25 protein-coding genes are annotated in these 23,034 nt (G+C 35.6%); 18 read left to right on the top strand and 7 right to left on the bottom strand.

What is annotated here, in order from left to right:
* Positions 1 to 229: 229 nt before the first annotated feature.
* Positions 230 to 1,366 carry a DNA polymerase III subunit beta gene (dnaN, locus tag VIG73_RS00905; RefSeq protein WP_331638432.1) on the bottom strand — a complete coding sequence of 379 codons (1,137 nt, stop codon included), beginning with the start codon at positions 1,364 to 1,366 and terminating at the stop codon, positions 230 to 232.
* 168 nt (positions 1,367 to 1,534) lie between these two features.
* A complete protein-coding gene (gene dnaA, locus VIG73_RS00900) occupies positions 1,535 to 2,878 on the bottom strand; it encodes a chromosomal replication initiator protein DnaA (RefSeq protein WP_331638428.1) in 1,344 nt (447 codons plus the stop codon).
* Between the two features lie 716 nt (positions 2,879 to 3,594).
* Here dnaA and rpmH point away from each other — a divergent pair.
* The 10 genes from rpmH (at position 3,595) to VIG73_RS00850 (ending at position 13,153) form a co-directional block, all read left to right on the top strand.
* The gene (rpmH, locus tag VIG73_RS00895) at positions 3,595 to 3,729 is read left to right on the top strand and encodes a 50S ribosomal protein L34 (protein ID WP_146937224.1); all 135 of its coding nucleotides are present in this window, start codon (positions 3,595 to 3,597) and stop codon (positions 3,727 to 3,729) included.
* Between the two features lie 68 nt (positions 3,730 to 3,797).
* Positions 3,798 to 4,142: a ribonuclease P protein component gene (gene rnpA / locus VIG73_RS00890; RefSeq protein WP_331638422.1), complete on the top strand. Its 345-nt coding sequence runs from the start codon at positions 3,798 to 3,800 to the stop codon at positions 4,140 to 4,142.
* Between the two features lie 95 nt (positions 4,143 to 4,237).
* Entirely contained in the window at positions 4,238 to 5,005 is a 768-nt protein-coding gene (gene spoIIIJ, locus VIG73_RS00885) for a YidC family membrane integrase SpoIIIJ (protein ID WP_331638420.1), read from the top strand.
* Positions 5,005 to 5,625, top strand: coding sequence for an RNA-binding cell elongation regulator Jag/EloR (jag, locus tag VIG73_RS00880; RefSeq protein ID WP_331638418.1), 621 nt, complete (start codon positions 5,005 to 5,007; stop codon positions 5,623 to 5,625). The genes spoIIIJ and jag overlap by 1 nt, the downstream gene beginning before the upstream one ends.
* Positions 5,626 to 5,995: 370 nt before the next feature.
* Positions 5,996 to 7,372, top strand: coding sequence for a tRNA uridine-5-carboxymethylaminomethyl(34) synthesis GTPase MnmE (gene mnmE, locus VIG73_RS00875; protein WP_331638415.1), 1,377 nt, complete (start codon positions 5,996 to 5,998; stop codon positions 7,370 to 7,372).
* 167 nt (positions 7,373 to 7,539) lie between these two features.
* Positions 7,540 to 9,423, top strand: a complete 1,884-nt coding sequence (mnmG, locus tag VIG73_RS00870) for a tRNA uridine-5-carboxymethylaminomethyl(34) synthesis enzyme MnmG (protein ID WP_331638413.1) — start codon at positions 7,540 to 7,542, stop codon at positions 9,421 to 9,423.
* Positions 9,424 to 9,482: 59 nt separating this feature from the next.
* Entirely contained in the window at positions 9,483 to 10,199 is a 717-nt protein-coding gene (gene rsmG, locus VIG73_RS00865) for a 16S rRNA (guanine(527)-N(7))-methyltransferase RsmG (RefSeq protein WP_331638411.1), read from the top strand.
* Between the two features lie 329 nt (positions 10,200 to 10,528).
* Positions 10,529 to 11,377 (top strand): nucleoid occlusion protein, encoded by an 849-nt coding sequence (gene noc / locus VIG73_RS00860; protein WP_331638408.1) that lies wholly within the window; start codon positions 10,529 to 10,531, stop codon positions 11,375 to 11,377.
* A 182-nt stretch (positions 11,378 to 11,559) separates the two neighbouring features.
* Positions 11,560 to 12,333, top strand: coding sequence for an AAA family ATPase (locus VIG73_RS00855; RefSeq protein WP_331638406.1), 774 nt, complete (start codon positions 11,560 to 11,562; stop codon positions 12,331 to 12,333).
* A complete protein-coding gene (locus tag VIG73_RS00850; RefSeq protein WP_331638404.1) occupies positions 12,314 to 13,153 on the top strand; it encodes a ParB/RepB/Spo0J family partition protein in 840 nt (279 codons plus the stop codon). Before VIG73_RS00855 ends, VIG73_RS00850 begins: the two co-directional genes overlap by 20 nt.
* 72 nt (positions 13,154 to 13,225) lie before the next feature.
* On the opposite strand, the gene yyaC is transcribed toward VIG73_RS00850, so the two are convergent.
* Positions 13,226 to 13,828: a spore protease YyaC gene (gene yyaC / locus VIG73_RS00845; protein ID WP_331638402.1), complete on the bottom strand. Its 603-nt coding sequence runs from the start codon at positions 13,826 to 13,828 to the stop codon at positions 13,226 to 13,228.
* Positions 13,829 to 13,915: 87 nt separating this feature from the next.
* Between yyaC and VIG73_RS00840 the strand changes: the two genes are divergently transcribed.
* From VIG73_RS00840 to rpsR, 6 genes are all read left to right on the top strand, one after another.
* Positions 13,916 to 14,917 (top strand): hypothetical protein, encoded by a 1,002-nt coding sequence (locus VIG73_RS00840; RefSeq protein ID WP_331638399.1) that lies wholly within the window; start codon positions 13,916 to 13,918, stop codon positions 14,915 to 14,917.
* Positions 14,918 to 15,054: 137 nt separating this feature from the next.
* Positions 15,055 to 15,252, top strand: a complete 198-nt coding sequence (locus VIG73_RS00835; protein WP_331638397.1) for a DUF951 domain-containing protein — start codon at positions 15,055 to 15,057, stop codon at positions 15,250 to 15,252.
* Between the two features lie 167 nt (positions 15,253 to 15,419).
* Entirely contained in the window at positions 15,420 to 16,520 is a 1,101-nt protein-coding gene (ychF, locus tag VIG73_RS00830) for a redox-regulated ATPase YchF (RefSeq protein WP_331638395.1), read from the top strand.
* A 146-nt stretch (positions 16,521 to 16,666) separates the two neighbouring features.
* Complete coding sequence (gene rpsF / locus VIG73_RS00825) at positions 16,667 to 16,957, top strand: 30S ribosomal protein S6 (protein WP_331638393.1); 291 nt, start codon at positions 16,667 to 16,669, stop codon at positions 16,955 to 16,957.
* An 18-nt stretch (positions 16,958 to 16,975) separates the two neighbouring features.
* Positions 16,976 to 17,482 carry a single-stranded DNA-binding protein gene (ssb, locus tag VIG73_RS00820; protein WP_331638391.1) on the top strand — a complete coding sequence of 169 codons (507 nt, stop codon included), beginning with the start codon at positions 16,976 to 16,978 and terminating at the stop codon, positions 17,480 to 17,482.
* Between the two features lie 43 nt (positions 17,483 to 17,525).
* Positions 17,526 to 17,759: a 30S ribosomal protein S18 gene (gene rpsR / locus VIG73_RS00815; protein WP_331638389.1), complete on the top strand. Its 234-nt coding sequence runs from the start codon at positions 17,526 to 17,528 to the stop codon at positions 17,757 to 17,759.
* A gap of 63 nt (positions 17,760 to 17,822) precedes the next feature.
* Here rpsR and VIG73_RS00810 read toward each other — a convergent pair whose 3' ends face one another.
* From VIG73_RS00810 to modA, 3 genes are read right to left on the bottom strand one after another with little or no spacing between them, the layout of a single operon-like run.
* Positions 17,823 to 18,449, bottom strand: a complete 627-nt coding sequence (locus VIG73_RS00810; RefSeq protein WP_331638387.1) for an ATP-binding cassette domain-containing protein — start codon at positions 18,447 to 18,449, stop codon at positions 17,823 to 17,825.
* Positions 18,450 to 18,460: 11 nt separating this feature from the next.
* Positions 18,461 to 19,144, bottom strand: coding sequence for a molybdate ABC transporter permease subunit (gene modB, locus VIG73_RS00805; RefSeq protein WP_331638523.1), 684 nt, complete (start codon positions 19,142 to 19,144; stop codon positions 18,461 to 18,463).
* Between the two features lie 22 nt (positions 19,145 to 19,166).
* Entirely contained in the window at positions 19,167 to 19,958 is a 792-nt protein-coding gene (gene modA / locus VIG73_RS00800; RefSeq protein ID WP_331638385.1) for a molybdate ABC transporter substrate-binding protein, read from the bottom strand.
* A 265-nt stretch (positions 19,959 to 20,223) separates the two neighbouring features.
* Here modA and VIG73_RS00795 point away from each other — a divergent pair, with 265 nt between their 5' ends.
* Positions 20,224 to 21,141: a substrate-binding domain-containing protein gene (locus tag VIG73_RS00795; RefSeq protein WP_331638383.1), complete on the top strand. Its 918-nt coding sequence runs from the start codon at positions 20,224 to 20,226 to the stop codon at positions 21,139 to 21,141.
* Positions 21,142 to 21,281: 140 nt separating this feature from the next.
* On the opposite strand, the gene VIG73_RS00790 is transcribed toward VIG73_RS00795, so the two are convergent.
* Complete coding sequence (locus VIG73_RS00790) at positions 21,282 to 21,764, bottom strand: DUF1189 family protein (protein ID WP_331638381.1); 483 nt, start codon at positions 21,762 to 21,764, stop codon at positions 21,282 to 21,284.
* Positions 21,765 to 22,018: 254 nt separating this feature from the next.
* On the opposite strand from VIG73_RS00790, the gene VIG73_RS00785 reads away from it, so the two are divergent.
* Positions 22,019 to 22,963 carry a YybS family protein gene (locus VIG73_RS00785; RefSeq protein ID WP_331638379.1) on the top strand — a complete coding sequence of 315 codons (945 nt, stop codon included), beginning with the start codon at positions 22,019 to 22,021 and terminating at the stop codon, positions 22,961 to 22,963.
* Positions 22,964 to 23,034 lie beyond the last annotated feature (71 nt).

Here is a 23,034-nt window from a genome sequence, read left to right as displayed (position 1 = left end):
CTAGCCTCGCTTTTCCCGCTGGAGTCTTCATGTATGTTAACTGCTATGCAGTACCTTACCTTTAAGCTTGGTTTATCAACAAATTCTAAGATTTTAAGAAAGTGCTTTTTTCTTAGAATTACGATATTCTCCCCCGATAGCGACTATTAATTACGACATTCACTCAAATTAGCTCTAAAACAAGAAAAAGAACTGGCTACAAAGCCAATTCTTTCTCATAGGTTTATTATTAATACGTTCTTACCGGTAAAATTAATTGTAAAACTTCTTCACCGTCAATTGGTCTAATAATAAATGGACGCATGGCACCAGTAAACTCAATACTGACTTCATCTGAGTGAATAGCGCGTAAACCTTCTAACATATATTTCGAACTAAAAGAGATATTTAATTCTTCTCCTTGAAACGATTTGATTGGAATCTCTTCTTCTACATGACCAATTTCAGGTGAATTACTCATAATTTCTATTAACTGTTCATTAATTGTGGATAAACGGACAACATTATTTCGTTCATCTCTTGCTAATAGTGATGCACGATCAATAGCCTGAATCAGTTCTTTTGTATTTGCATTAATTGTCGTTTTACTCTGTGTTGGAATTAAGCGAGATGTCTCTGGGTAATTTCCTTCTAACAAACGCGACATAAAGTTCAAATGCTTAGATTTAAACAATATTTGATTAGCTGTCACACTGATTTCGACTAATTCTTCAGTTTCATCGAGTATTTTATTCAATTCATTTAAGCTTTTACCAGGGACAACAACATTAGAAAACTCTAGACCATTCGTATCAATTGGAATATGACGAGAAGCTAAGCGATGGCTGTCTGTTGCTGTAAAGTTCAATCGATTGTCTTTTAAGGTCATATTTACACCCGTTAAAATAGGTCTTGTTTCCATCGTTGAAACAGCGAATACGGTTTGACTAATCATATATTTTAATAAATCAATTGGTATTGTAAAACTATCTTCTGTTTGGACTTCTGGAAGTAGTGGATATTCGTTTGCGTCTAGACCATTTAAATTAAATTCTGCTTTACCTGAGCGAATCGTTACAAGCAATTGGTCATTGACTGAAATTTCAACGGTATTTTCAGGAAGTTTACGAATTATATCTGGAAAATAACGTGCATCAATAACAATACTTCCTTCGATAATCTGTTCAACATGTGTTTCTCCATCTTGTTCATTTGGTATATAAGATTCAATTGAAATATCTGAGTCGCTTCCTGTTAATGTAATGCCGTGTTTTTTCGCTTCGATTTTTATTCCTGTTAATATAGGAACTGCCGCGCGTGAGGAAATAGCTTTCATAACATCCTGGACACTATCAACTAAGCGATTTCGTTGAATAACGAATTTCATCTGTTTTCCTCCTGTATATTATGTATATTTATTATAAAAAAATAATAATAGAAATAATAAGCCTTGTGATTATGTGGATAACTACTCTAAACATAGATAAATAAAACTTATCCCCATGTGAATAGTTTGTTGATAAGTATGTTTAGTTGTGCACGATATTCACAAAGCCTAAGTCGATTTTAAAGTTTCTATTATGTCATCAATTTCTTTATTTAATAATGTGTCATCAATAATAAGCTTAGAAATTTTATCATGTGCATGTAAGACCGTCGTATGATCTCGTCCACCAAATTCGTCGCCTATTTTTGGTAAAGATAAGTCGGTTAATTCCCTTGAAAGATACATGGCAATTTGACGTGGGAATGCAATCGATTTTGTTCGTTTTTTGGCGAGAAACTCTTCCATTTTTACATTATATTTCTCTCCCACAACTTCCATAATTGTCTGGGTTGTAATCACTTTTGGTTTTTTACTTGGAATAATATCTTTTAAAGCATCTGCTGCTAAAGCTGCGTCAATATCTTGATTGACTAATGATGAGTATGCTACAACACGAATTAACGCGCCTTCTAACTCACGAATGTTCGTATCAATTTGGTTGGCGATATACATCATCACTTCATTTGGAATGTCAAGTCCTTCCGCTTTTGCTTTTTTGTTTAATATTGCTATGCGTGTTTCTAAATCTGGAGGCGTAATATCTGTGATTAATCCCCATTCGAAACGCGAACGCAAGCGATCTTCTAATGTTGGAATTTCTTTTGGTGGCCGGTCACTAGAAATGACGAGCTGTTTATTTTCTTCATGCAATGCATTAAACGTATGGAAAAACTCTTCTTGAGTAGATTCTTTACCAGCTATAAATTGAATGTCATCAATTAATAAGACGTCGACTGTCCGATATTTATTACGAAATTCGGATGTTTTGTTTTCCATAATGGCATTGATGAACTCATTCGTAAATTTTTCTGATGTTAAGTAGACAACTTTTGCATCTGGTTTATGCTCGCGAACATAATGACCAATCGCATGCATCAAATGCGTTTTACCAAGCCCAACACCACCATAAATAAATAGAGGGTTATAAGCTTTGGCTGGTGCTTCTGCTACAGCAAGAGAAGCGGCATGAGCAAACCGGTTGCCAGAACCAATAACAAATGTATCGAAGACATATTTTGGATTTAACATCGTCTTTTTATGATTCGTTTGTTTATCATTTTGTTTAATCTTTGATACTGCTTTAATGTTTTCTGTTTCAGATAATGTATCAGGTATAGCAAATTTTATTTTTAATAGGGAACCTGTAACTTCTTCTACAATGGACGCAATGAGACCAGTATATTGCTCTTCTAACCAATCTTTGGCGAATTCATTTGGTGCCATGACAGTTAATGTGTTATTTTCAATTTTTTCTGCTTCCGTATGCTGTAACCATGTTTCATAACTTGGTTTACTTACTTTTTCTTCTATTTTCTCTAAAACGACTTTCCAGAGATCCCCGATATTCTCCAACAGTTTCCACTCCTTCCTTATAAATTAATACATAAGGCTATCTATTTTTTAGAAATGAGTCTAAGCACAGTAAGAAATGATCATAATTTCCTGTTTTTCACATATGATTAGATGAAAAAACCTCTCCCGATCTATTTAAATAGAGAATAAATAGATGGAAAGGCGAATATAAAAATATAATATTGCCTTATCATTATCTGTGAAATTTTCCATAGAAATGTATGTTATAAAAGGGTGTTTGTAAGATGTTATTCGCATTATCCACAATCATGTTGATAAATGATTTAACAGTATGTGAAAAACATATACACAACTTATCCACAATCTGTGAATAAGTCAACTGAGGAAAAAGTTACCCACAGATTAAAACATAATAATTATAACAAAATAAAACCAAGCGTGCAATGGGTTTATCATACTTATCCACAAAATAAGCGTGTTGTAGATATTTAATGTCCACAATGCACGATTATGTGATTAACTTGTCGATAAATGTTGTGAATAAAAAAAACTAGAAAATTAATAATAACATAAGTTGTGCACAATATAAAAGTTAATGTGGATAAAATTTAAAGAATGGAAAAGAGGGCGGATTTAGTTTAAATGTTTAGGGGAATAATTTGGATGAGAATAAATTTGACAGCAGTCTCTATTCTTAAGTATAATGACAAAGACTGTTTACGGAGTGTGAATTCCTCAGGGGAGGTGCAATATAAATGAAAAGAACTTATCAACCACATAATCGGAAAAGAAAACGAGTTCATGGTTTTCGTGCACGTATGAGTACTAAAAACGGCCGAAAAGTTTTAGCTCGTCGTCGTCGTAAAGGAAGAAAAGTATTGTCTGCATAGGCCACTGAAAAGTCAGTGGTCTTTTTTAAAGTAAAGGTTTGATATTTATTACCTAGTAAGGTGATCCAATGAAAAAACAATACCGCGTAAAAGATAATCGGGATTTCCAACACATTTTTAAACATGGTAAGTCATTTGCTAATCGGCAACTCGTTCTATATTATCTGGAAAAGCCAGATCAGACCCATTTTCGTGTCGGGTTATCAGTCGGAACAAAAATAGGGAATGCGGTAAAGAGAAATCAGATTAAACGTTATTTACGTCAAGCATTTCATGAGTTAGAAAATGACATACAAGATACGTATGATATGATTGTGATAGCTAGACAACCGACAAAAAATATGGAGTTTCATGAGATTAAAAAAAGCCTATTACATCTATTACGCAAAAAGAAATTATTAAAAAAGAAGTAGATTAGGTAGTTATGAATAGAATATCTTATGGAATTCAGATAAAATAACAGATAAATCATTTTTTATACTCGGGTTTGTAGTTAGGAGGAAATAGGTTGCGTAATAAAAAGATTTTTTTGCTTGCGGCATTAATCGGATTGGTCTTCCTGCTTTCAGGATGTACACAAGTAAATGAACCAATTACCGCAGATAGTACAGGATTTTGGAATAAATTCTTTGTTTACCCGATGTCATCGCTAATTACTTATTTTGCGGAATTATTTGGAACGAATTATGGTTTGGCGATTGTTATTGTGACGATCATTATTCGAGTAGTTTTATTACCATTGAACGTGAAACAGATTAAAAGTTCCAGAGCGATGCAAGAGATTCAACCAGAATTAAAAGCATTACAAGAAAAATATAAATCTAAAGATGCGAATACACAACAAAAGTTACAGCAAGAAACAATGGCCTTATTCCAAAAACATGGGGCAAATCCACTTGCTGGATGTTTACCGATTTTTATTCAAATGCCGATTTTCATTGCGATGTATCATGCGATAATGAGGACAGCTGAAATTAAGAAAGGAAGTTTCCTTTGGTTCCAATTAGGAACACCAGACTATATTTTACCGTTTATTGTTGCTGGTGCAACATACCTTCAACAGCGTTTAATGATGGCAGGAAGTCCTGCAACAGCTAATAATCCACAATTTAAAATCATGCTATATGTCATGCCAATTATGATTGGGATTTTTGCCTTTATTTTACCATCTGCATTAGCATTATATTGGGTAGTCGGGAATATATTTATGGTTGCACAGACAATTTTCATCAATAAGCCAATGATGAAAGATGTTAGTACTGGGGGAGACAAATAGTGAGACAAGTAACTGCTACTGGAGAAACGGTGGAAGAAGCGGTCCATTCAGCAATAGAGCAGTTAAACACATCGAAGGACCAAGTTGAAATTGAAGTCATTGATGAAGGTAAGAAAGGAATTCTTGGTTTATTTGGTGCCAAACCAGCTATCGTAAAAGTTACATTACGAAAAGACCCCGTATTAGAAGCTGAGAAGTATATTCAAACAATCAGCCGTCACATGGGGGTATCAGATATTAAAATTGAAACTAATCGTGATGATCAACAAGTTACATTTAATTTAAGCAGTGAAAAAATCGCGTTATTAATTGGGAAACGTGGTCAAACTTTAAATGCTCTGCAATATTTAGTCCATCTAACGATCAATCGTGGAGGCGCCAAATATTTTAAAGTTATTCTTGATGCAGAAGGCTATCGGGAACGACGTCGAAAGACATTAGAAACGTTAGCACATCGTATGGCTGAACGCGCTAAACGAATTAAACGTAAAGTCGCATTAGAGCCGATGCCTGCTTACGAAAGAAAAATCATTCACACAGCGTTACAAGAAGAAGAAGGTGTGAAGACATCTTCAGATGGAAGAGAACCACATCGTCATATCATAATCGAACCTGTTTAATGATATTATAATTGATTAATAGTGGATGCTACGTGAAAGTTTATCGTTCATCCACTATTTTTTTATTTACAAATGAATCGAAGAAGTTTTATCGCGAAATGGTTATTCACATGTGGATAACCATTTTTATTTTTGGTAAATTAACTTGAAATTTCCACTGTGGATAAGTTTATTTTTGCTTCTTTTTATGGTAATCTATTTACTTAGGACACTTTTGTGGATAAAGTAGACTCGGTTCAGGTGAAGTAAAAACTCCACCTGAACTTTAGTCGCACTTATTTATAAGTTTCGCGGGAGTCTCAGTAACGCCGCGGTGATAAATAAAATGACGGATTTAAATAGATGAAAAAATGATTTAGGAGGTGGAATGATGGAGACAGATACAATTGCAGCAATATCGACACCGATCGGTGAAGGTGCGATATCGATTGTAAGGTTAAGCGGGCCAAAGGCAGTGTTAATTGCAAATCGTATATTTAGCGGAAAAAATTTACAAAAGGTTGATTCACATACGATTCATTATGGAAAAATTATTGAACCAGAGTCAGAAACTGTTGTAGATGAAGTGATGGTTTCTGTGATGCGTGCTCCCAAAACGTTTACACGAGAAGATGTTGTCGAAATCAATACACATGGTGGTATCGTGGCGGTTAATCGTGTATTAGAAATTGCACTTGAAAGTGGGGCTCGCTTAGCAGATCCGGGTGAGTTTACGAAACGTGCCTTTTTAAATGGGCGTATTGATTTATCTCAAGCTGAAGCGGTGATGGATTTAATTCGTGCTAAAACCGATAAAGCAATGGGTGTTGCTTTAAAACAAATGGATGGACGATTGTCACAATTGATTCAGTCTTTTCGTCAAGAATTGCTTGAAACAATTGCCCATGTAGAGGTTAATATTGATTACCCAGAATATGATGATGTTGAAGAGATGACTCATGAGTTAATGCAGGAAAAAACGAAAAAAGTAAGTGAACAAATTGAGCAGTTACTTCAAGTTGCTAAACAAGGTAAGATTTTAAGAGAAGGCTTATCTACTGCGATTATCGGAAGACCGAATGTCGGTAAATCTTCATTAATGAATACACTTGTTCAAGAGAATAAAGCAATTGTCACGGATGTACCCGGCACAACACGTGATATTATTGAAGAGTATGTCAATGTTCGTGGTGTTCCTTTACGTTTGGTGGATACAGCTGGAATTCGTGAAACAGAGGATATTGTAGAGAAAATTGGTGTGGAAAGATCACATCAAGTATTGAAGGAATCTGATTTAGTTTTACTCGTTTTAAATTATCATGAACCATTAACAGATGATGACCGAAATCTATTTAAAGCAGTTGAAGGTTTAGAATATATTGTCATTGTTAATAAAACAGATTTACAACAACACCTGGATTTAGAAGCGGTTAAAGAGTTAGCGAAAGATCACCCGCTTATTACAACATCTTTAATTAAAGAAGAAGGAATAGACGAATTGGAAGAGGCTATTCGTGATCTATTCTTTAGAGGCGATATTGAATCAGTTGATATGACCTATGTATCGAATGCCCGTCATATCCAACTTTTAAAACAAGCAAAAGACGCATTAGAAGATGCAAAAGCGAGTTTAGACATGGGTATGCCGCTAGATATTGTCCAAATCGACATCACCCGCACGTGGGAATTTTTAGGCGAAATCATTGGCGATACAGCGAGTGAGGCATTGATTGATCAATTGTTCGCTCAGTTTTGTTTAGGTAAATAGGAGAGTTAATTCTTATTCTTACAGGGCAAGTGTTTCAAAATATTAAAGAAGGAAGCAGCTCCCACGATTCGAAGCTACCTATAAAATTTTGTAGTTCTATGGCTTAAAAAAGCGAGATATTTACGAAATTGATTCGGATAAAAAAATTAAAGAAAGGATGAAACAAGATGACATATAATGCAGGACATTACGATGTAATTGTTGTTGGTTCAGGTCATGCCGGCGTTGAAGCGGGATTAGCAGCAGCGCGCATGGGTGCGAAAACCCTTATGCTCACATTAAACCTAGATATGATTGCCTTTATGCCATGTAACCCATCACTTGGGGGTCCGGCCAAAGGGATTGTTGTTCGTGAAGTTGATGCCCTCGGTGGTGTAATGGGTAAAGTCATTGACCAAGCTCATATTCAAATGCGCATGCTTAATACAAGAAAAGGGCCTGCAGTACAGGCACTCCGAGCACAGGCAGATAAACCTGTCTATGTTCAAAAAATGAAACATATCATTGAAAAAGAAGAGAATATTACCCTCCGTCAAGCGATGGTAAATGAATTAATTGTAGAAGATGGTGTTTGTAAAGGTGTGATTACCGAAACTAAAGCCGCCTATTACGCAAAAGCTGTCATTATAACGACAGGGACATTTATGCGTGGAAAAGTGTTGATGGGTGATTTAGAGTATGAAAGTGGTCCAAATAACCAACGTATATCTGTCAAATTATCAGAGAATCTTGAAGAACTTGGATTTCAATTAACACGTTTTAAAACAGGTACACCACCACGAGTTAATGGTCGCACAATTGATTATTCAAAAACAGAAATTCAACCGGGTGATGAGAAACCACAGGGCTTTTCTTATGAGACAACTGACTATATAACTGATCAAATGCCGTGCTGGTTAACGCATACGAATCAACACACCCATGAAATCATTAATGATAATCTTACTTTATCTGCCATGTACTCTGGTGCCAAACGTGGAACAGGTCCAAGATATTGCCCGTCTATTGAAGATAAAATTGTTCGTTTTCATGATAAACCACGTCACCAAGTATTTTTAGAACCAGAAGGACGTCATACTGAAGAATATTATGTTCAAGGATTATCAACTTCATTACCAGAATCCTTACAACATGATATCGTTCGTTCTGTAAAAGGATTAGAAAAAGCCGAAATTATGCGTCCAGGATATGCAATCGAATATGATGCTTTAGTACCGACACAACTTTGGCCAACATTAGAAACGAAAAAAATATCTGGTCTTTATACTGCCGGTCAAATTAATGGAACATCTGGTTATGAAGAAGCTGCCGCACAAGGAATTATGGCTGGTATTAATGCAGCTCAAAAGATTTTTGGTAAGGAACCTGTTATACTTGATCGTTCACAGGCCTATATCGGTGTGCTTATCGATGATCTTGTCACGAAAGGAACACGTGAACCTTACCGACTACTCACATCGCGAGCTGAATATCGTTTGTTGTTACGTCATGATAATGCGGACTTACGTTTGACAGAGCTTGGATTTGAGTTAGGACTTATTTCTGAAGAACGTTATCAAAAATTCACTGACAAGAAACAGCTTGTAAAAGAAGAAAAAGATCGTCTCTATAAAATTATTGTAAAACCGACCGAATCAGTACAAGACATGTTAAAATCAGTGAAAGGATCTTTATTGAAAGATGCTGTTCGTGCTTATGACTTATTAAAGCGGCCAGAAGTGACGTATGAATTATTAGAAACTGTGATAGATAAACAAGATTTACCACAAGAAGTAAAAGAACAAGTCGAGATACAAATTAAGTATGAAGGTTATATTAAGAAGACATATGAACAAGTTGAACGAATGAAAAAAATGGATGGAAAATTAATACCAGAAAATATTGATTATGATAAGATTAGCGGGATTGCAACAGAAGCAAAAGAAAAGTTAAAACAAGTACGTCCTCTATCTGTTGGTCAAGCATCGCGAATATCTGGTGTAAATCCATCTGATATTTCGATACTGCTTGTTTATATCGAACAAGGTAAAATTGCTAAATTAGCTAACTAGATTAAAAACCGACTCTCATGTCGGTTTTTAATCAAAATACATAAAAAAGGATGACATGCATGAATCGTGAACAGTTCAAGAGAGCCCTTGAGGAAAAAGGAATTGTTTTAACGAAGCGTCAATTAGAACAGTTTTCCATTTACTATCAAACATTAGTCGAATGGAATGAAAAAATGAACTTAACGGCTATCACTGATAAAGAAGAGGTTTATTTAAAGCATTTTTATGATTCGGTTTCTGTTGCCTTTTATCATGAATTTAAAAATGATAAGCATATATGTGATGTAGGGGCGGGAGCTGGTTTTCCAAGTATCCCCTTAAAAATATGTTTCCCTCATTTAGACATTACGATTGTTGATTCGTTAAAAAAGCGCATCGGTTTCTTAGAACATTTAGCAGAGAAACTGCAACTAGAAAATGTCTCCTTTTACCATGACCGCGCGGAGACTTTTGGGAAGAATAAACAGTTTCGTGAAACCTTTGACATTGTTTTAGCAAGAGCAGTGGCACGAATGTCTGTTCTTAGTGAACTATGCTTACCTTTAGTAAAAAATGGAGGCCTTTTTATTGCGATGAAAGGTGCACAGGGAAAAGAAGAGTTGCTAAAGGCTCAAAAAGCGATTCGCGTTCTTGGAGGGAAAGTTAAAAAAACATATCTGCTTACCTTACCTAAAGAGGGTAGTGAAAGAACCATCATTTGTATTGATAAAATGAAGTCCACACCTAAGAAATACCCTCGAAAACCGGGTACACCAAACCGTTCACCGATTGAATAATAGGAACATATGTACTATAATGTCATTATGATTTTATTTTTTTCTGTCAGTCATGTAAAAAAAGACATATAAAACAGATTTGTAGCCTATGGATAACATGCTGAAATATGATATTATGGTAATATGTGGTCAATCATGATACTCCATCCTAAAAATGTTTCACGTGAAACATTTTGGATGTTTATATATATGAAAGCATATGCTTTTTAGTTCATTGAATGATGTAAGGCATATGCGGAAACAAAATAGGTGGATCTAAAAAAATGAATGTTCATACATAGATCAAGCCATAATGATTTAGAATGAATAATGAAAAGGTGGGGTGAAACGTGTTGCAACCTTTCAACCGTCTCTTTGGTATGAAGGAAAAATCCGAAGACGATTCGATAACATATCGTCCTGATGAAGTGATTGAGCTCCCGGTCAACCAAATTCAACCTAATCGATTTCAGCCACGGACATTATTCGACGAAGAAAAAATCCGTGAACTCGCTCAAACCATACATACGCATGGTATGATTCAGCCCATTGTTGTTAGAAAGCTAGATGAAGATCAATTTGAACTTATAGCTGGTGAACGTAGATGGCGTGCTGTTCAAACATTAGAGTGGGAAAACATACCGGCCATCATTCGGGATATGAATGATACACAAACAGCTTCAGTCGCATTAATAGAGAACTTGCAAAGAGAGGAATTAACAGTGATTGAAGAAGCTGTTGCTTATGCTAAACTTTTAGAACTTCATGATTTAACACAAGAAGCATTAGCACAACGATTAGGTAAAAGTCAATCAACAATCGCTAATAAGTTACGTCTATTAAATTTGCCTGAAGAAGTACATCAAGCCTTATTAACGAAACAAATTACTGAACGTCATGCAAGAGCATTAATTAAATTAAAAAATGAAGAAACACAACTCAAGTTATTAAATGATATCATTGAAATGCATTTAAATGTAAAACAAACTGAAGAGAGAGTAACTGAGTTATTAGGATCGAAAAAGAAAAAAGCAAAACCGCGTCCGAAATTGAAAGGAATTAGTAAAGACGTACGTATTGCGATGAATACCATACGCCAATCATTAACAATGGTGTCAGATACTGGTATTGAAGTGGAGTCAAACGAAGAAGAATTAGAAGATTACTATCAAATAACGATAAAAATACCAAAAAAGTAATCATATTATTTATTTATAACTTTTTAAAGCCTTTACCTTATGAGGAAGGGCTTTTTATTTATTTTACTAGGTAAATTCGCTGTCTATATGCAAAAAAAATGATAGAATAGAAGAAGTAATGTTTTTTGCGAGGAAATGTTAATAAGAAAAGTGTTATTCAAACAAAACAGGTAGGTGTAATTATGGGGAAGATTATTTCCATCGCTAATCAGAAAGGTGGCGTAGGAAAGACGACGACATCGGTTAACTTAAGTGCTAGTTTAGCTAAATTAGGTTATAGTGTATTGCTTGTAGATATTGACCCACAAGGAAATGCAACGAGCGGTGTCGGTATTAATAAAGCAGATGCAACAAATTGTGTTTATAATGTATTAATAGAAGAGGTATCTGCTAAGGACGTGTTATTTCCTACTGAAATAGAAAATTTAGATGTTATTCCTGCTACCATTCAATTAGCTGGTGCAGAAATAGAGCTAGTACCAGTTATTTCACGTGAAATACGTCTGAAAAAGGCATTAGAAGAGCTGAAAGACGATTATGATTACTTAATTATAGATTGTCCACCATCATTAGGTATTTTAACTATCAATGCTCTAACAGCCTCTGATTCGGTATTGATTCCGGTACAATGTGAATATTATGCACTAGAAGGATTAAGTCAGTTATTAAATACGATAAGGTTAGTCCAAAAGCATTTAAATACATCATTAATGATAGAAGGTGTTTTATTAACGATGTTAGATGCACGGACAAATTTAGGTATTCAAGTGATTGAAGAAGTAAAAAAATACTTTCAAGATAAAGTGTACCAATCAATAATCCCGCGCAATGTTCGCTTAGGTGAAGCGCCTAGTCATGGAAAACCAATAACTGTCTACGACCCTAAATCCCGCGGGGCAGAAGTTTATCTTGAATTGGCGAGGGAAGTGGTGAATAGTGACACGAAGGTTGGGTAGGGGACTGGATGCCCTTTTTAAAGACGCCGAACAAAAAGAAGAAGAATCCATTCAAGAAATAGCTGTAACAGAATGTCGACCAAATCCATATCAACCGCGGAAAACGTTTGAAGCAGATGCGATTGAAGAACTAAAAGACTCCATTCTTGAATATGGGATCATTCAACCACTCATTGTACGTAAAAGTATTAAAGGATATGAAATCGTTGTTGGTGAACGACGCTATCGCGCAGCCAAGGAAGCCGGTCTTACTACAGTACCAGTCGTCGTGAAAGAGATGACTGATGAACGCATGATGGAGTTAGCTCTACTAGAAAACTTACAGCGTGAAGACCTTACTCCGATAGAAGAGGCAGAAGCATATCAAACATTAATTGAAAACCTTCAAGTAACCCAAGAGGAATTATCAAAAAGACTTGGGAAAAGCCGTTCACATATAGCTAATATGATTCGTTTACTTGCTCTACCAAAAGCCGTCATTGCCAAAATTAATACTGGAGAACTTTCAATGGGACATGGACGTGCTTTACTTGGATTAAAGGACAAAGAAAATGTATTACCTTTAGCACAAAAGATTGTTCGAGAAAAATTAAATGTCCGTCAAGTTGAGCGAATGATCGCGGTTTTAAATGACAAACCACTACAAAAACCTAAGAAACAAGCAAAAGATCCATTTATCGTAGCACAAGAATCTGTTTTACGTGAAAAGTTTGGTACAGCTGTTACGATTCAAAAAGGAAAAAGAAAAGGCAAAATTGAAATCGAATTTTATACAGATGATGATTTAAATCGGATTATTGAAATGATGGAAAGTGTTTAACATCTCAAGAAACCCAAAATGTTTCACGTGAAACATTTTGGATAGCCATCCTTTACTTTTGGTGAAGGATGGCTATTTATATTGATGAGGATATGAGGATTGCGCACACGTCAATTGATGATCGAGTTTTTCGAGAGCTTTTGCAACTGTTTTTGCCATTTCAACGACAACCGCAAGACGTGTATTTTGTAAGACAGCATATTCCATAAAACCACTCACATTAACAATGCCAGCTATATATAAATCCCCAATTGGCGGGAGCATCTTATTAAGAGCCGCACCTGGTTTTAATGCCCCTTTTTTCGCAACAAGTTGTCCGATTGATGTCTTCTGACCTAAAGAAGCGTCAACGGCAATAATAAAAGGCCGTTGATGTGATTGATTAATATGATTTATTGCGTCCCATAAATTCGTCGCATGAATCGGTTCTTGAAGCGTTCCGTAAACCGTGATTTGTTTTAAATTAATTTCATGCAAATATGTCCCTACAAATGGCCCTAAAGCGTCCCCTGTAGAACGATCCGTCCCGATACATGCGATGACATAGTCGCGTGGTGCTTTTGGCAACCAATTGGAAAGCTGTTGGTATAAGAGATGACTTGCATGTGGATGAGTATAATGTATGCGTAGAGAATCATGCTGGTCATTATGCTGGTTGTACAAACTTTGACTCATAGCTTATCCTCCAAAATCATAGTGTTATAGTATACGGTATTTATGAAAGTTTTATACATGATAAATTGGATATACTGGAGGATAATAATGTTAAAATCAGGAATGAAATGGATGTTCTTAATTATAGGGACAACCATTGGTGCGGGTTATGCTTCGGGTAGGGAGTTATGGGAGTTCTTTGGACCTGGTAGTGAGATTGCTATCATATTATTTGTTATTTGTTTTTCTATTGCAACCTTTGCAATCATGAACATTAGTTTCCGAAGACAGACAACCGATTACCGCCCGGTACTAGAGGAAATTGTCGGGAAACGGTTCGTTGTTTTCTATGATGGGATGATCTTTTTATATTTATATACAACAACCGTTGTTATGTTAGCTGGCAGTGGTGCAACTGGACAAGTATATCATTTACCTTATGGGTTCGGTGTCATATTTTTAGCAATCGTCCTGATCATGCTTTTTTATAATGGGATTCACAATACCCTAATGATCAATCTCGTTTTAATACCTATATTAATCATCGCTCTTGTTTATGTTCTTATCCTGTTTTCTATCGATGAACAGATTTCATTTCTTTCACAATGGACATATCAGGACAATTGGTTAGCGGCTTTTCCATTTACGGCATTAAATATCTTTCCCCTAATAGCAGTGCTAGGAGCAATTGGACAGCATATTCAATCAGAAGGAGAGATTTGGCTTGCAAGTCTAGGGAGCGCCCTCATATTAGGAATTATCTCCTACTTATATAATAATAGCTTAATACATATATCACATGAGCTTAATTTTAATGAAATACCGCTATTTGTCATACTAAAAAGGTATTCCATATCGATGAATATATCGATGTCAATATTATTGTGGTTTGCGATTTTAACAACTGCTGCTGCAGGAATGATAGGGATTGTATCACGAATAAGAAGACATACCTCCCTTGAAACAGGAGTCATTGTTAGTTTAGCTCTTTGTACCATTATTCCTATGACAGCTATCGGTTTTGGACCACTCATTCATTATACATATCCTGTATATGGGATTTTGAATTTATATGTTTTAACACGACTATTATTCTATCGTTCAACATAACAATCACGACTTTACTTTTATTAAGAGAAAGCATATCATAAATAGATATAAGGAGATTGTGTAAATATAAATGACATAATGACTGAATATTTATATAAGAGTCGCTTGAAATAAAGGGATAGAGGAGGAACATAAGGATGAATGAGAAGCAATTTGCATTGAAAGATGTCGTTGAAATGAAAAAACCCCACCCTTGTGGAGAAAACCGTTGGCGAATTATTCGCATGGGCATGGATATACGGATTAAATGCCTTGGTTGTGAGCATAGCGTCCTTATGCCACGGCGGGAATTTATTAAGAAAATGAGAAAAGTGATTGAACTAAGCGAAGAATAAGTGAAACAATATGGAAAATGAATTCTATCTAGATAGAAATGGAAAAATAGACGGTTACTCACTGTCTATTTCTTCTTTTCCATAACTTGTTTTATCTACTTATTAAAACTATAATTAGAGTGATTGATACATTCATATGAATGGAATCCTTAAGGAGTGAAAGTTGTATGTCTTTGACAGCAGGAATTGTCGGACTACCAAACGTAGGAAAATCTACATTATTTAATGCCATTACCCAGGCAGGAGCAGAATCAGCAAATTACCCGTTCTGTACGATTGATCCGAATGTAGGTATTGTGGAAGTCCCAGACGAACGTTTAAATCATTTAACAACATTAGTTAAACCGAAAAAAACTGTGCCAACAGCTTTCGAGTTTACAGATATTGCAGGAATTGTAAAAGGAGCAAGCAAGGGTGAAGGGCTTGGCAACCAATTTCTATCCCATATTAGACAGGTGGATGCTATTTGTCAGGTCGTACGTTGTTTTGATGATGAGAATATCACACATGTATCTGGTACGATTAATCCAATTGATGATATAGAAATCATTAATTTAGAATTGATTTTAGCTGATTTAGAAACAGTGAATAAACGTTATCAGCGTGTGGAAAAACTGGCTAAACAAAAAGATAAAGAAGCCGTTATGGAATTTGAAGTGTTAACGAAGCTTAAAGAGGCTTTCGAAAATGAAAAGCCGGCACGTTCAATCGACTTTAATGAAGATCAAATGAAAATCGTAAAAGGCCTTCATTTATTAACATCTAAACCAATGCTTTATGTAGCCAATGTGAGCGAAGATGATATTGTTGAACCTGATACGAATGAACATGTGCAAAAAGTACAAGAATACGCAGCTAAAGAAGAATCAGAAGTCATTGTCATCAGTGCGAAAATTGAGGAAGAAATTTCAGAATTAGATCAAGAAGAAAAAGAAATGTTCTTAAACGAGTTAGGTATTCAAGAGTCTGGACTTGATCAGCTCATTAAAGCTTCTTATTCATTGCTCGGATTAGGGACTTACTTTACAGCAGGGGAACAAGAAGTTCGTGCATGGACATTCAAAAAAGGAATGAAGGCTCCGCAAGCGGCAGGAATTATTCATACAGATTTTGAAAAAGGTTTTATCCGTGCGGAAACAGTATCATATGATGATTTAGTTGAAGCAGGTTCTATGACACAAGCAAGAGAAAATGGAAAAGTTCGTTTAGAAGGAAAAGATTATATCGTTCAAGACGGAGACATCATTCATTTCCGTTTTAATGTATAAAAAAATGACGTGGATCCCTTGATAATGGTTGTGTATTAAATGCTTTTTTGCTATAATTAACTATCGTGAGTAATTGAATTTATATTGGATTACTCCTTGCTCTTATGTTACATAAGGGCCGTAAAGACCAAAAGGAGGTGTAACGGATGAGAAAATACGAAATTATGTACATCATCCGCCCAGATATCGAAGAGGAAGCGCAAAAAGGATTGATTGAGCGTTTCAACACTATTTTAACAGATCGTGGTGCGGAAATCGAAAAAGTTGACGAAAAAGGCAAAAAACGTTTTGCATATGAAATTGACAACTACCGTGATGGATATTATGTCGTTGTGAACTTCAAAAGTGATGAGAATGCAGTTAGTGAATTCAGTCGCTTAGCGAAGTATTCCGATGATATTGTTCGTCACATCGTAGTTCGCGATGATGACCAATAATAAAAAGGGGTGGTTCTGATGTTAAATCGTGTCGTACTTGTCGGCAGATTAACGAGGGATCCTGAATTACGTTATACAGCAAGTGGAGTAGCCGTAGCGAATTTTACTGTAGCATGTAATCGACCTTTTACAAATCAACAAGGTAATCGTGAGGCCGACTTCATTAATTGTGTTGTTTGGCGTCGTCCAGCTGAAAATCTTGCTAATTATATGAAAAAAGGAAATCTGATTGGTGTAGATGGCCGGATTCAAACACGTAGTTATGAAGGACAAGATGGTAAAACTGTTTACGTCACCGAAGTGGTAGCAGACAGTGTTCAGTTTTTGGAATCACGCTCGTCACAAGGTAGAGATAGTCAAGATGCTTACTCACCAAGTGCTGGTTCAGGTTTCCAACAACAACACCAACAACAACCGAATCAGAACAACCAAATGAATCAAAACAACCAAAATAGAATGGATGAAGATATCTTTAAGGATAGTGGCGAACCAATTGATATCTCTGATGATGATCTCCCATTCTAAAGCACATATATAACTTAAACAATTGATAAAAGGAGGGATATATATGGCAGCTCGTCGTGGTGGTCGTGGTAGACGTCGTAAAGTGTGCTACTTTACATCAAATGGTATCACACATATCGACTACAAAGATGTTGATCTGTTAAGACGTTTTATCTCCGAACGCGGGAAAATTCTTCCTCGTCGTGTAACAGGAACAACTGCGAAATATCAACGTAAATTAACAAAAGCAATTAAGCGTGCTCGTCAAATGGCACTTTTACCATATGTATCTGAGTAATCATAAAACCCCACTAGTATACGTTACTAGTGGGGTTTTAATATGATAGGAATACTTTCCTTGTTAATGGACGATCTTTCCTTGATTTATTCTTAAAATTCGATGTCCCAATTTCCTAGCTTCTTCCAGATTATGTGTCACAATCAAAATCGGTATATTCCACATGTCGTGAATGCGTAAAAGCTCATCTTGACAATCACGTCGCGTTTTTTCATCTAATGCAGAAAACGGCTCGTCTAAAAGCAATGCATTTGGTCTAGTAGCGAGCGCCCGTACTAATGCAACACGTTGCTTTTCACCGCCAGATATGTTACTTGGATATTCTTGTAATAAATGCTCGATTCCAACCACTTCAATTAAATCTTTCACAATTTCTGAGTCCTTCATTCCATAAGCAATATTTTGTTTCACGGTCATATGTGGAAAAAGCGCATAATCTTGAAAGAGATAACCTAGATTTCTATTTTGAATAGGAGTTGGCTTATTTCTTTTTTGCTCAGAGTCGAAGAACGTTTGCTCTTTTAATCGAATATGTCCTTCATCAGGATGTAAAATACCGGCAATACAATTTAAAACAGTTGTTTTTCCAGAACCAGATGGTCCAAATAGGACAACCCGTTCTTGTTTTGTTTTTAGTTGGACGTGTAAATCAAAGTGGGAAAGTTTTTTATAAATATTGATATCTAACATGAATATTCTCCTCATGTCTTTCTTTTATGAGCATGTTGTAACATATGTCGTTTGCTCCACCAGTTTAACCAAAGGATTGCACTAAAGCCGAGTGAAACGATGATGATAACCCAAAATGTTGCCATCTCCATATTTCCAGATTCTACAGCGAAATAGATGGCTAGTGGGATTGTATCGGTCACATTTGGAATATAGCCCGCCAGCATTAATGTCGCACCAAATTCTCCTAATGCTCTAGCAAACGTGAGCACAAGACCAGCTAATAACCCAGGCCAAGCTAAAGGGAAAGAGATGGTCCAAAAGACGCGCCATTTTGAAGCCCCCATCGTATAAGCTGCATATTCTAAATTTGCATCATACTTTTGAAAAGCTGCAGAAGCGCTTTGATACATTAAAGGAAATGCGACAACAATTGCAGCAATAATAACCGCATACCAAGAAAAAACAACTTGTATATCAAACCATTTGATGAGGATTTTTCCAATCGGACCCTTTTTACCAAATAAGAAAAGCAAACCAAAACCAACAACTGTTGGCGGTAAAACAAGTGGTAAAAGGAAAACCGCTTCTATGACACTTTTACCGGGAAAAGATCGTCTCGATAAAACACGTGCTAAAAAGACAGCAATAATAAAGACAATCATGGTTGCTATGATGGCTGTTTTAAAAGATAACCATAAGGGTGATAAATTCATTTCATTCATACATAACACCTAATTACTTTTGAAATCCATATGATTGTAAGATATCTTGGGCTTGATCACTTTCAAGGAATTCTAAAAAATCTTTGGCGACATTTTCATGTTCTGTGTCGGTTGTCACCGCAGCTGGATAAATAATCGGATCATGCATCTTCGTATCAGCGGTTAATAAAATATCAATTTGATCAGATGTTTTTGCGTCACTTTCATAGACGAATCCGATTTCAGCATTGCCTGTTTCAACATATGTTAGGACTTGACGAACATCCTTAGCTAAAATAATTTGATTTTGTAATCCATCCCATTTTTCTAGATGTGTTAAAATCTGTTCGGTATATTTTCCAGCTGGAACCGTTTCAGGGTTTCCAACAGCAATTTGTTTAACCGAATCAAGTTGATCGATTTCTTCTAGTAAATTCATTGATAAATGGGCATCCTTAGAGGAAATTAACACAATCTTATTTCCTGTTATATCTTTTCTTGTATCCGTTTGAATGAGTTCTTCTTTTTCTAATGTATCCATCCAATCTTGATTAGCAGAGATAAAAACATCAACAGGCGCACCTTGTTGAATCTGTTGTGCTAACTTTCCAGATCCACCTAAATTAAATGTTAATTCAACATTATGCTCTTTTTCAAAAATAGGTTTCATTTCTTCTAGTGCATCCGTTAAACTAATCGCAGCAGAAATCGTTAACGAGGCTGTTTCATTTGCTTTATTATTGTTTTGTGCATCTTCTGTCGACCCACAACTAGAGAGTAAAAAAACAGCTAGTAATAGGACAATGACCATACGAAATTGTTTCATATAACCCCTCCTAGTTATAATTAAATATGCCTAGTTATATTTAGATATATTTAATTATATAATATTTCTATCTGTCTAGCATGGAATATAAGTAAGCTTTATAGGATTTAATCATAAGTTTTGTCATTTTTGTTAAAAGTAACATTGAAAAGTATATGATTTTCATTAAGCTTGGCAGTTATTTCATGAATAGTGAATGCAGTATAATAAGTTTCATCTATTAAAAGGATAAAAATGTTACAATATCATGAGAGGTGGTAGGTACATGCTTAATCATGATGAATCGTATACGACAGAAGAATTAGCGAGAATTTTAAAGGTTTCCAAATTGACAGTCTATGATTTAATTAAAAAAGGAGAGCTACAAGCCTATCGTGTTGGGCGGCAAATGCGGGTTGACCGAAGTGAATTAGAAAATTATAAACTTCGTCAAAAAGAGGGTAAGGTGATGAACTTACCATTAAACAATCAAATTAATAAAGCATCTCAGCAAGCATCACCGTCTATCGTTATTTGTGGCCAAGACAATAGTTTAGACTTATTGACACGCGAATTAGGACTTGCTTCACTACGCTCTCAAGTTGGTAGTTTAGATGGTCTTATGTCAATGTATCAAGGAAAATCCCATATTGTAAGTACACATTTATTTGATGGTGAAACAAATTCATATAATTTACCTTATATACGGAGAATTTTAGTGAGTCACTCATTTGTTGTCATACGTTTTATTAAACGACAAGCTGGTTTATATGTTGCTAAAGGAAATCCCAAAAAAGTTACAGGATGGAAAGACTTCAGTAGGCATGACCTCCGTTTGGTCAATAGAGAAAAAGGAGCAGGGGCACGTGTTCTTCTAGAAGAACAATTACGATTACATGGCATTCAGCGACATAGTATCAAAGGGTTTCATGATGTGCAGACGAGCCATTTAGGGGTTGCATCAACCATTTCTAGTGGAAAAGCAGATGTTGGTGTCGGTATAAAACATACAGCTAAAATGGCAAATATTGATTTTATCCCGATGATAAATGAAAACTATGATCTCGTCGTTACGAAAAATGAAGAGACCTCAGCTTTAATTGATCGCTTGCTACACATTTTAAGTCAACCAGCCTTTCAAGAGAAACTATTGGGTCTTCATTATGAAATAGATGGCATTGGTCAAATTATTTATGAACAATAACATCGGGTTGACGCGCCCCCATTCTCCGCCTAACCCGAAATGGGGGCAGATTAGCCAAATCGACCCTAAGCACTCGGCAGTTTAAAAGAATATCATTCCACCTAGCTTCCGTCCATTACGATTTTCTATATTTCATACGCTTAAGTCGGTCTTTTCGGATAGATGGTTATAATTTTAAATAAAAATATAAGTGTATATGGAATCAATACAAATAGCCAATGATCATCCAATGGATAAAACAAACTAACGATTGTATAAAGCAAAAACGGAATAGTCGAGATAAAAGCACTCATCTTCCATAAAATAGCATAGTGCAATTTCCGTTTTAGTAAACGAGTTAACCCTAGCCCGATATAAGCAACAAGGGACAATAATAAAAAGACAATAATCGTTAATGGTAAATAGGAAAAGATAAAGTAGTAAATGAGTCTAAAAACAACGTTCATACGTGCTGTTAACCCTGTATCAACTAATAGGAATTCGATCAGAGTTGGTAATGAAACAATTCCGAGCAAGATAAACAGATAAAAAACAACGATATCCATCCCCACGCGATTTAATTGGAAGACAGATTGTTTTTTTGGTAATTTAAGACTGTGGATCAGAGCTTGCCAAAATATCATAATGTCCATCCTTTGCCAGATTTTAATGAGTCTTTTCTGCGTCTATTATATATGAAATACATACGAATCTGGAGTATTATGCTGGATGGTGTCAAGATTGTCTTGAAATTTATAAGCTACTTTAGTTAATAAATTGTACTAAAACGTGAAATAAAGTTTAACAATCTTACTTCTAAGTGCCATATTTAATGAAATCATGTTATCATATGGTAATAGTAACAATTGATTAGTCGATTTTTGAAGAGGTGCAAATGATGAATCAATCGAAGCAAATTACAGACGGGGCTCTCTTGGCTGGCGTGTTTATTGTGTTGGTTCTAATTGCAGCATTTATCCCGTTTGTTTCACTCATTGCGAGTGTTTTACTACCTATTCCATTTATTATTTATGCCCATCGCTATAGTTGGCGCCCATCCCTTCTATTATTTGCCGTCATAAGTCTATTAACAATTCTTTTTGCAACATTACTTTCCCTCCCATTAGCAGTTATACCAGGGATTGGCGGTATCATGATTGGGGTTGCTATGCATAAACAACTAACCCCGTATGAAACATGGGCAAGGGGAACGGTTGGTTTTATGTTTGGCTTCTTATTTACGTATGTTTTTGCGCAACTGGTGATGGACATTAACTTGATGCAAGCCTATGAACAGATGATTCGACAATCTTTTGAACAAACTGAGCAACTGTTTAAACAGTTTGGCGTTGGGTCAGATGTCAATGAACAGATGAAAATGTTTGAACAACGATTGCCAATGATTGCGAATTTGTTTCCAATGCTGTTAATTATTGGTGCCTTGTTCATGGCTTTTCTAAGTCAATGGATTGGTTATAAGATCATTAATCGAATGGAGAAAATGGCGTTTCGTTTTCCACCATTTCGTCATTTAACATTTCCAGTAACGATTGTTTGGTTATATTTGATCGCCATACTCATTAGTTTTATGAATTTGGACCCAGATGGTTATGTGGCGATTAGTGCGCAAAACTTGATTGCCTTACTCGGCTTTTTCATGGCAATCCAAGGAATTTCTTTTATCTTTTTCTTTGTCTATAAGAGGAACATGTCAAAGGCATTACCAATTATTATAACTATCTTTATTGTTATATTATCACCATTTCTCGTTCCTTTAGTAAGGATTTTAGGTATAATTGACTTAGGATTCCGCTTACGTGAGCGAATGGACGTAAAAAAATAATGACATTCCAGAGAATTTTCTCTGGTCCTTACTCATGAAAGACGCGTTAAGCGTTTTTCTTTGTAGGAGCT

The sequence above is a fragment of the Cerasibacillus sp. genome (genome assembly GCF_036516575.1).
In the GTDB taxonomy this organism is placed as follows: domain Bacteria; phylum Bacillota; class Bacilli; order Bacillales; family Amphibacillaceae; genus Cerasibacillus.
This window is presented reverse-complemented; position numbering and strand designations above follow the sequence as displayed.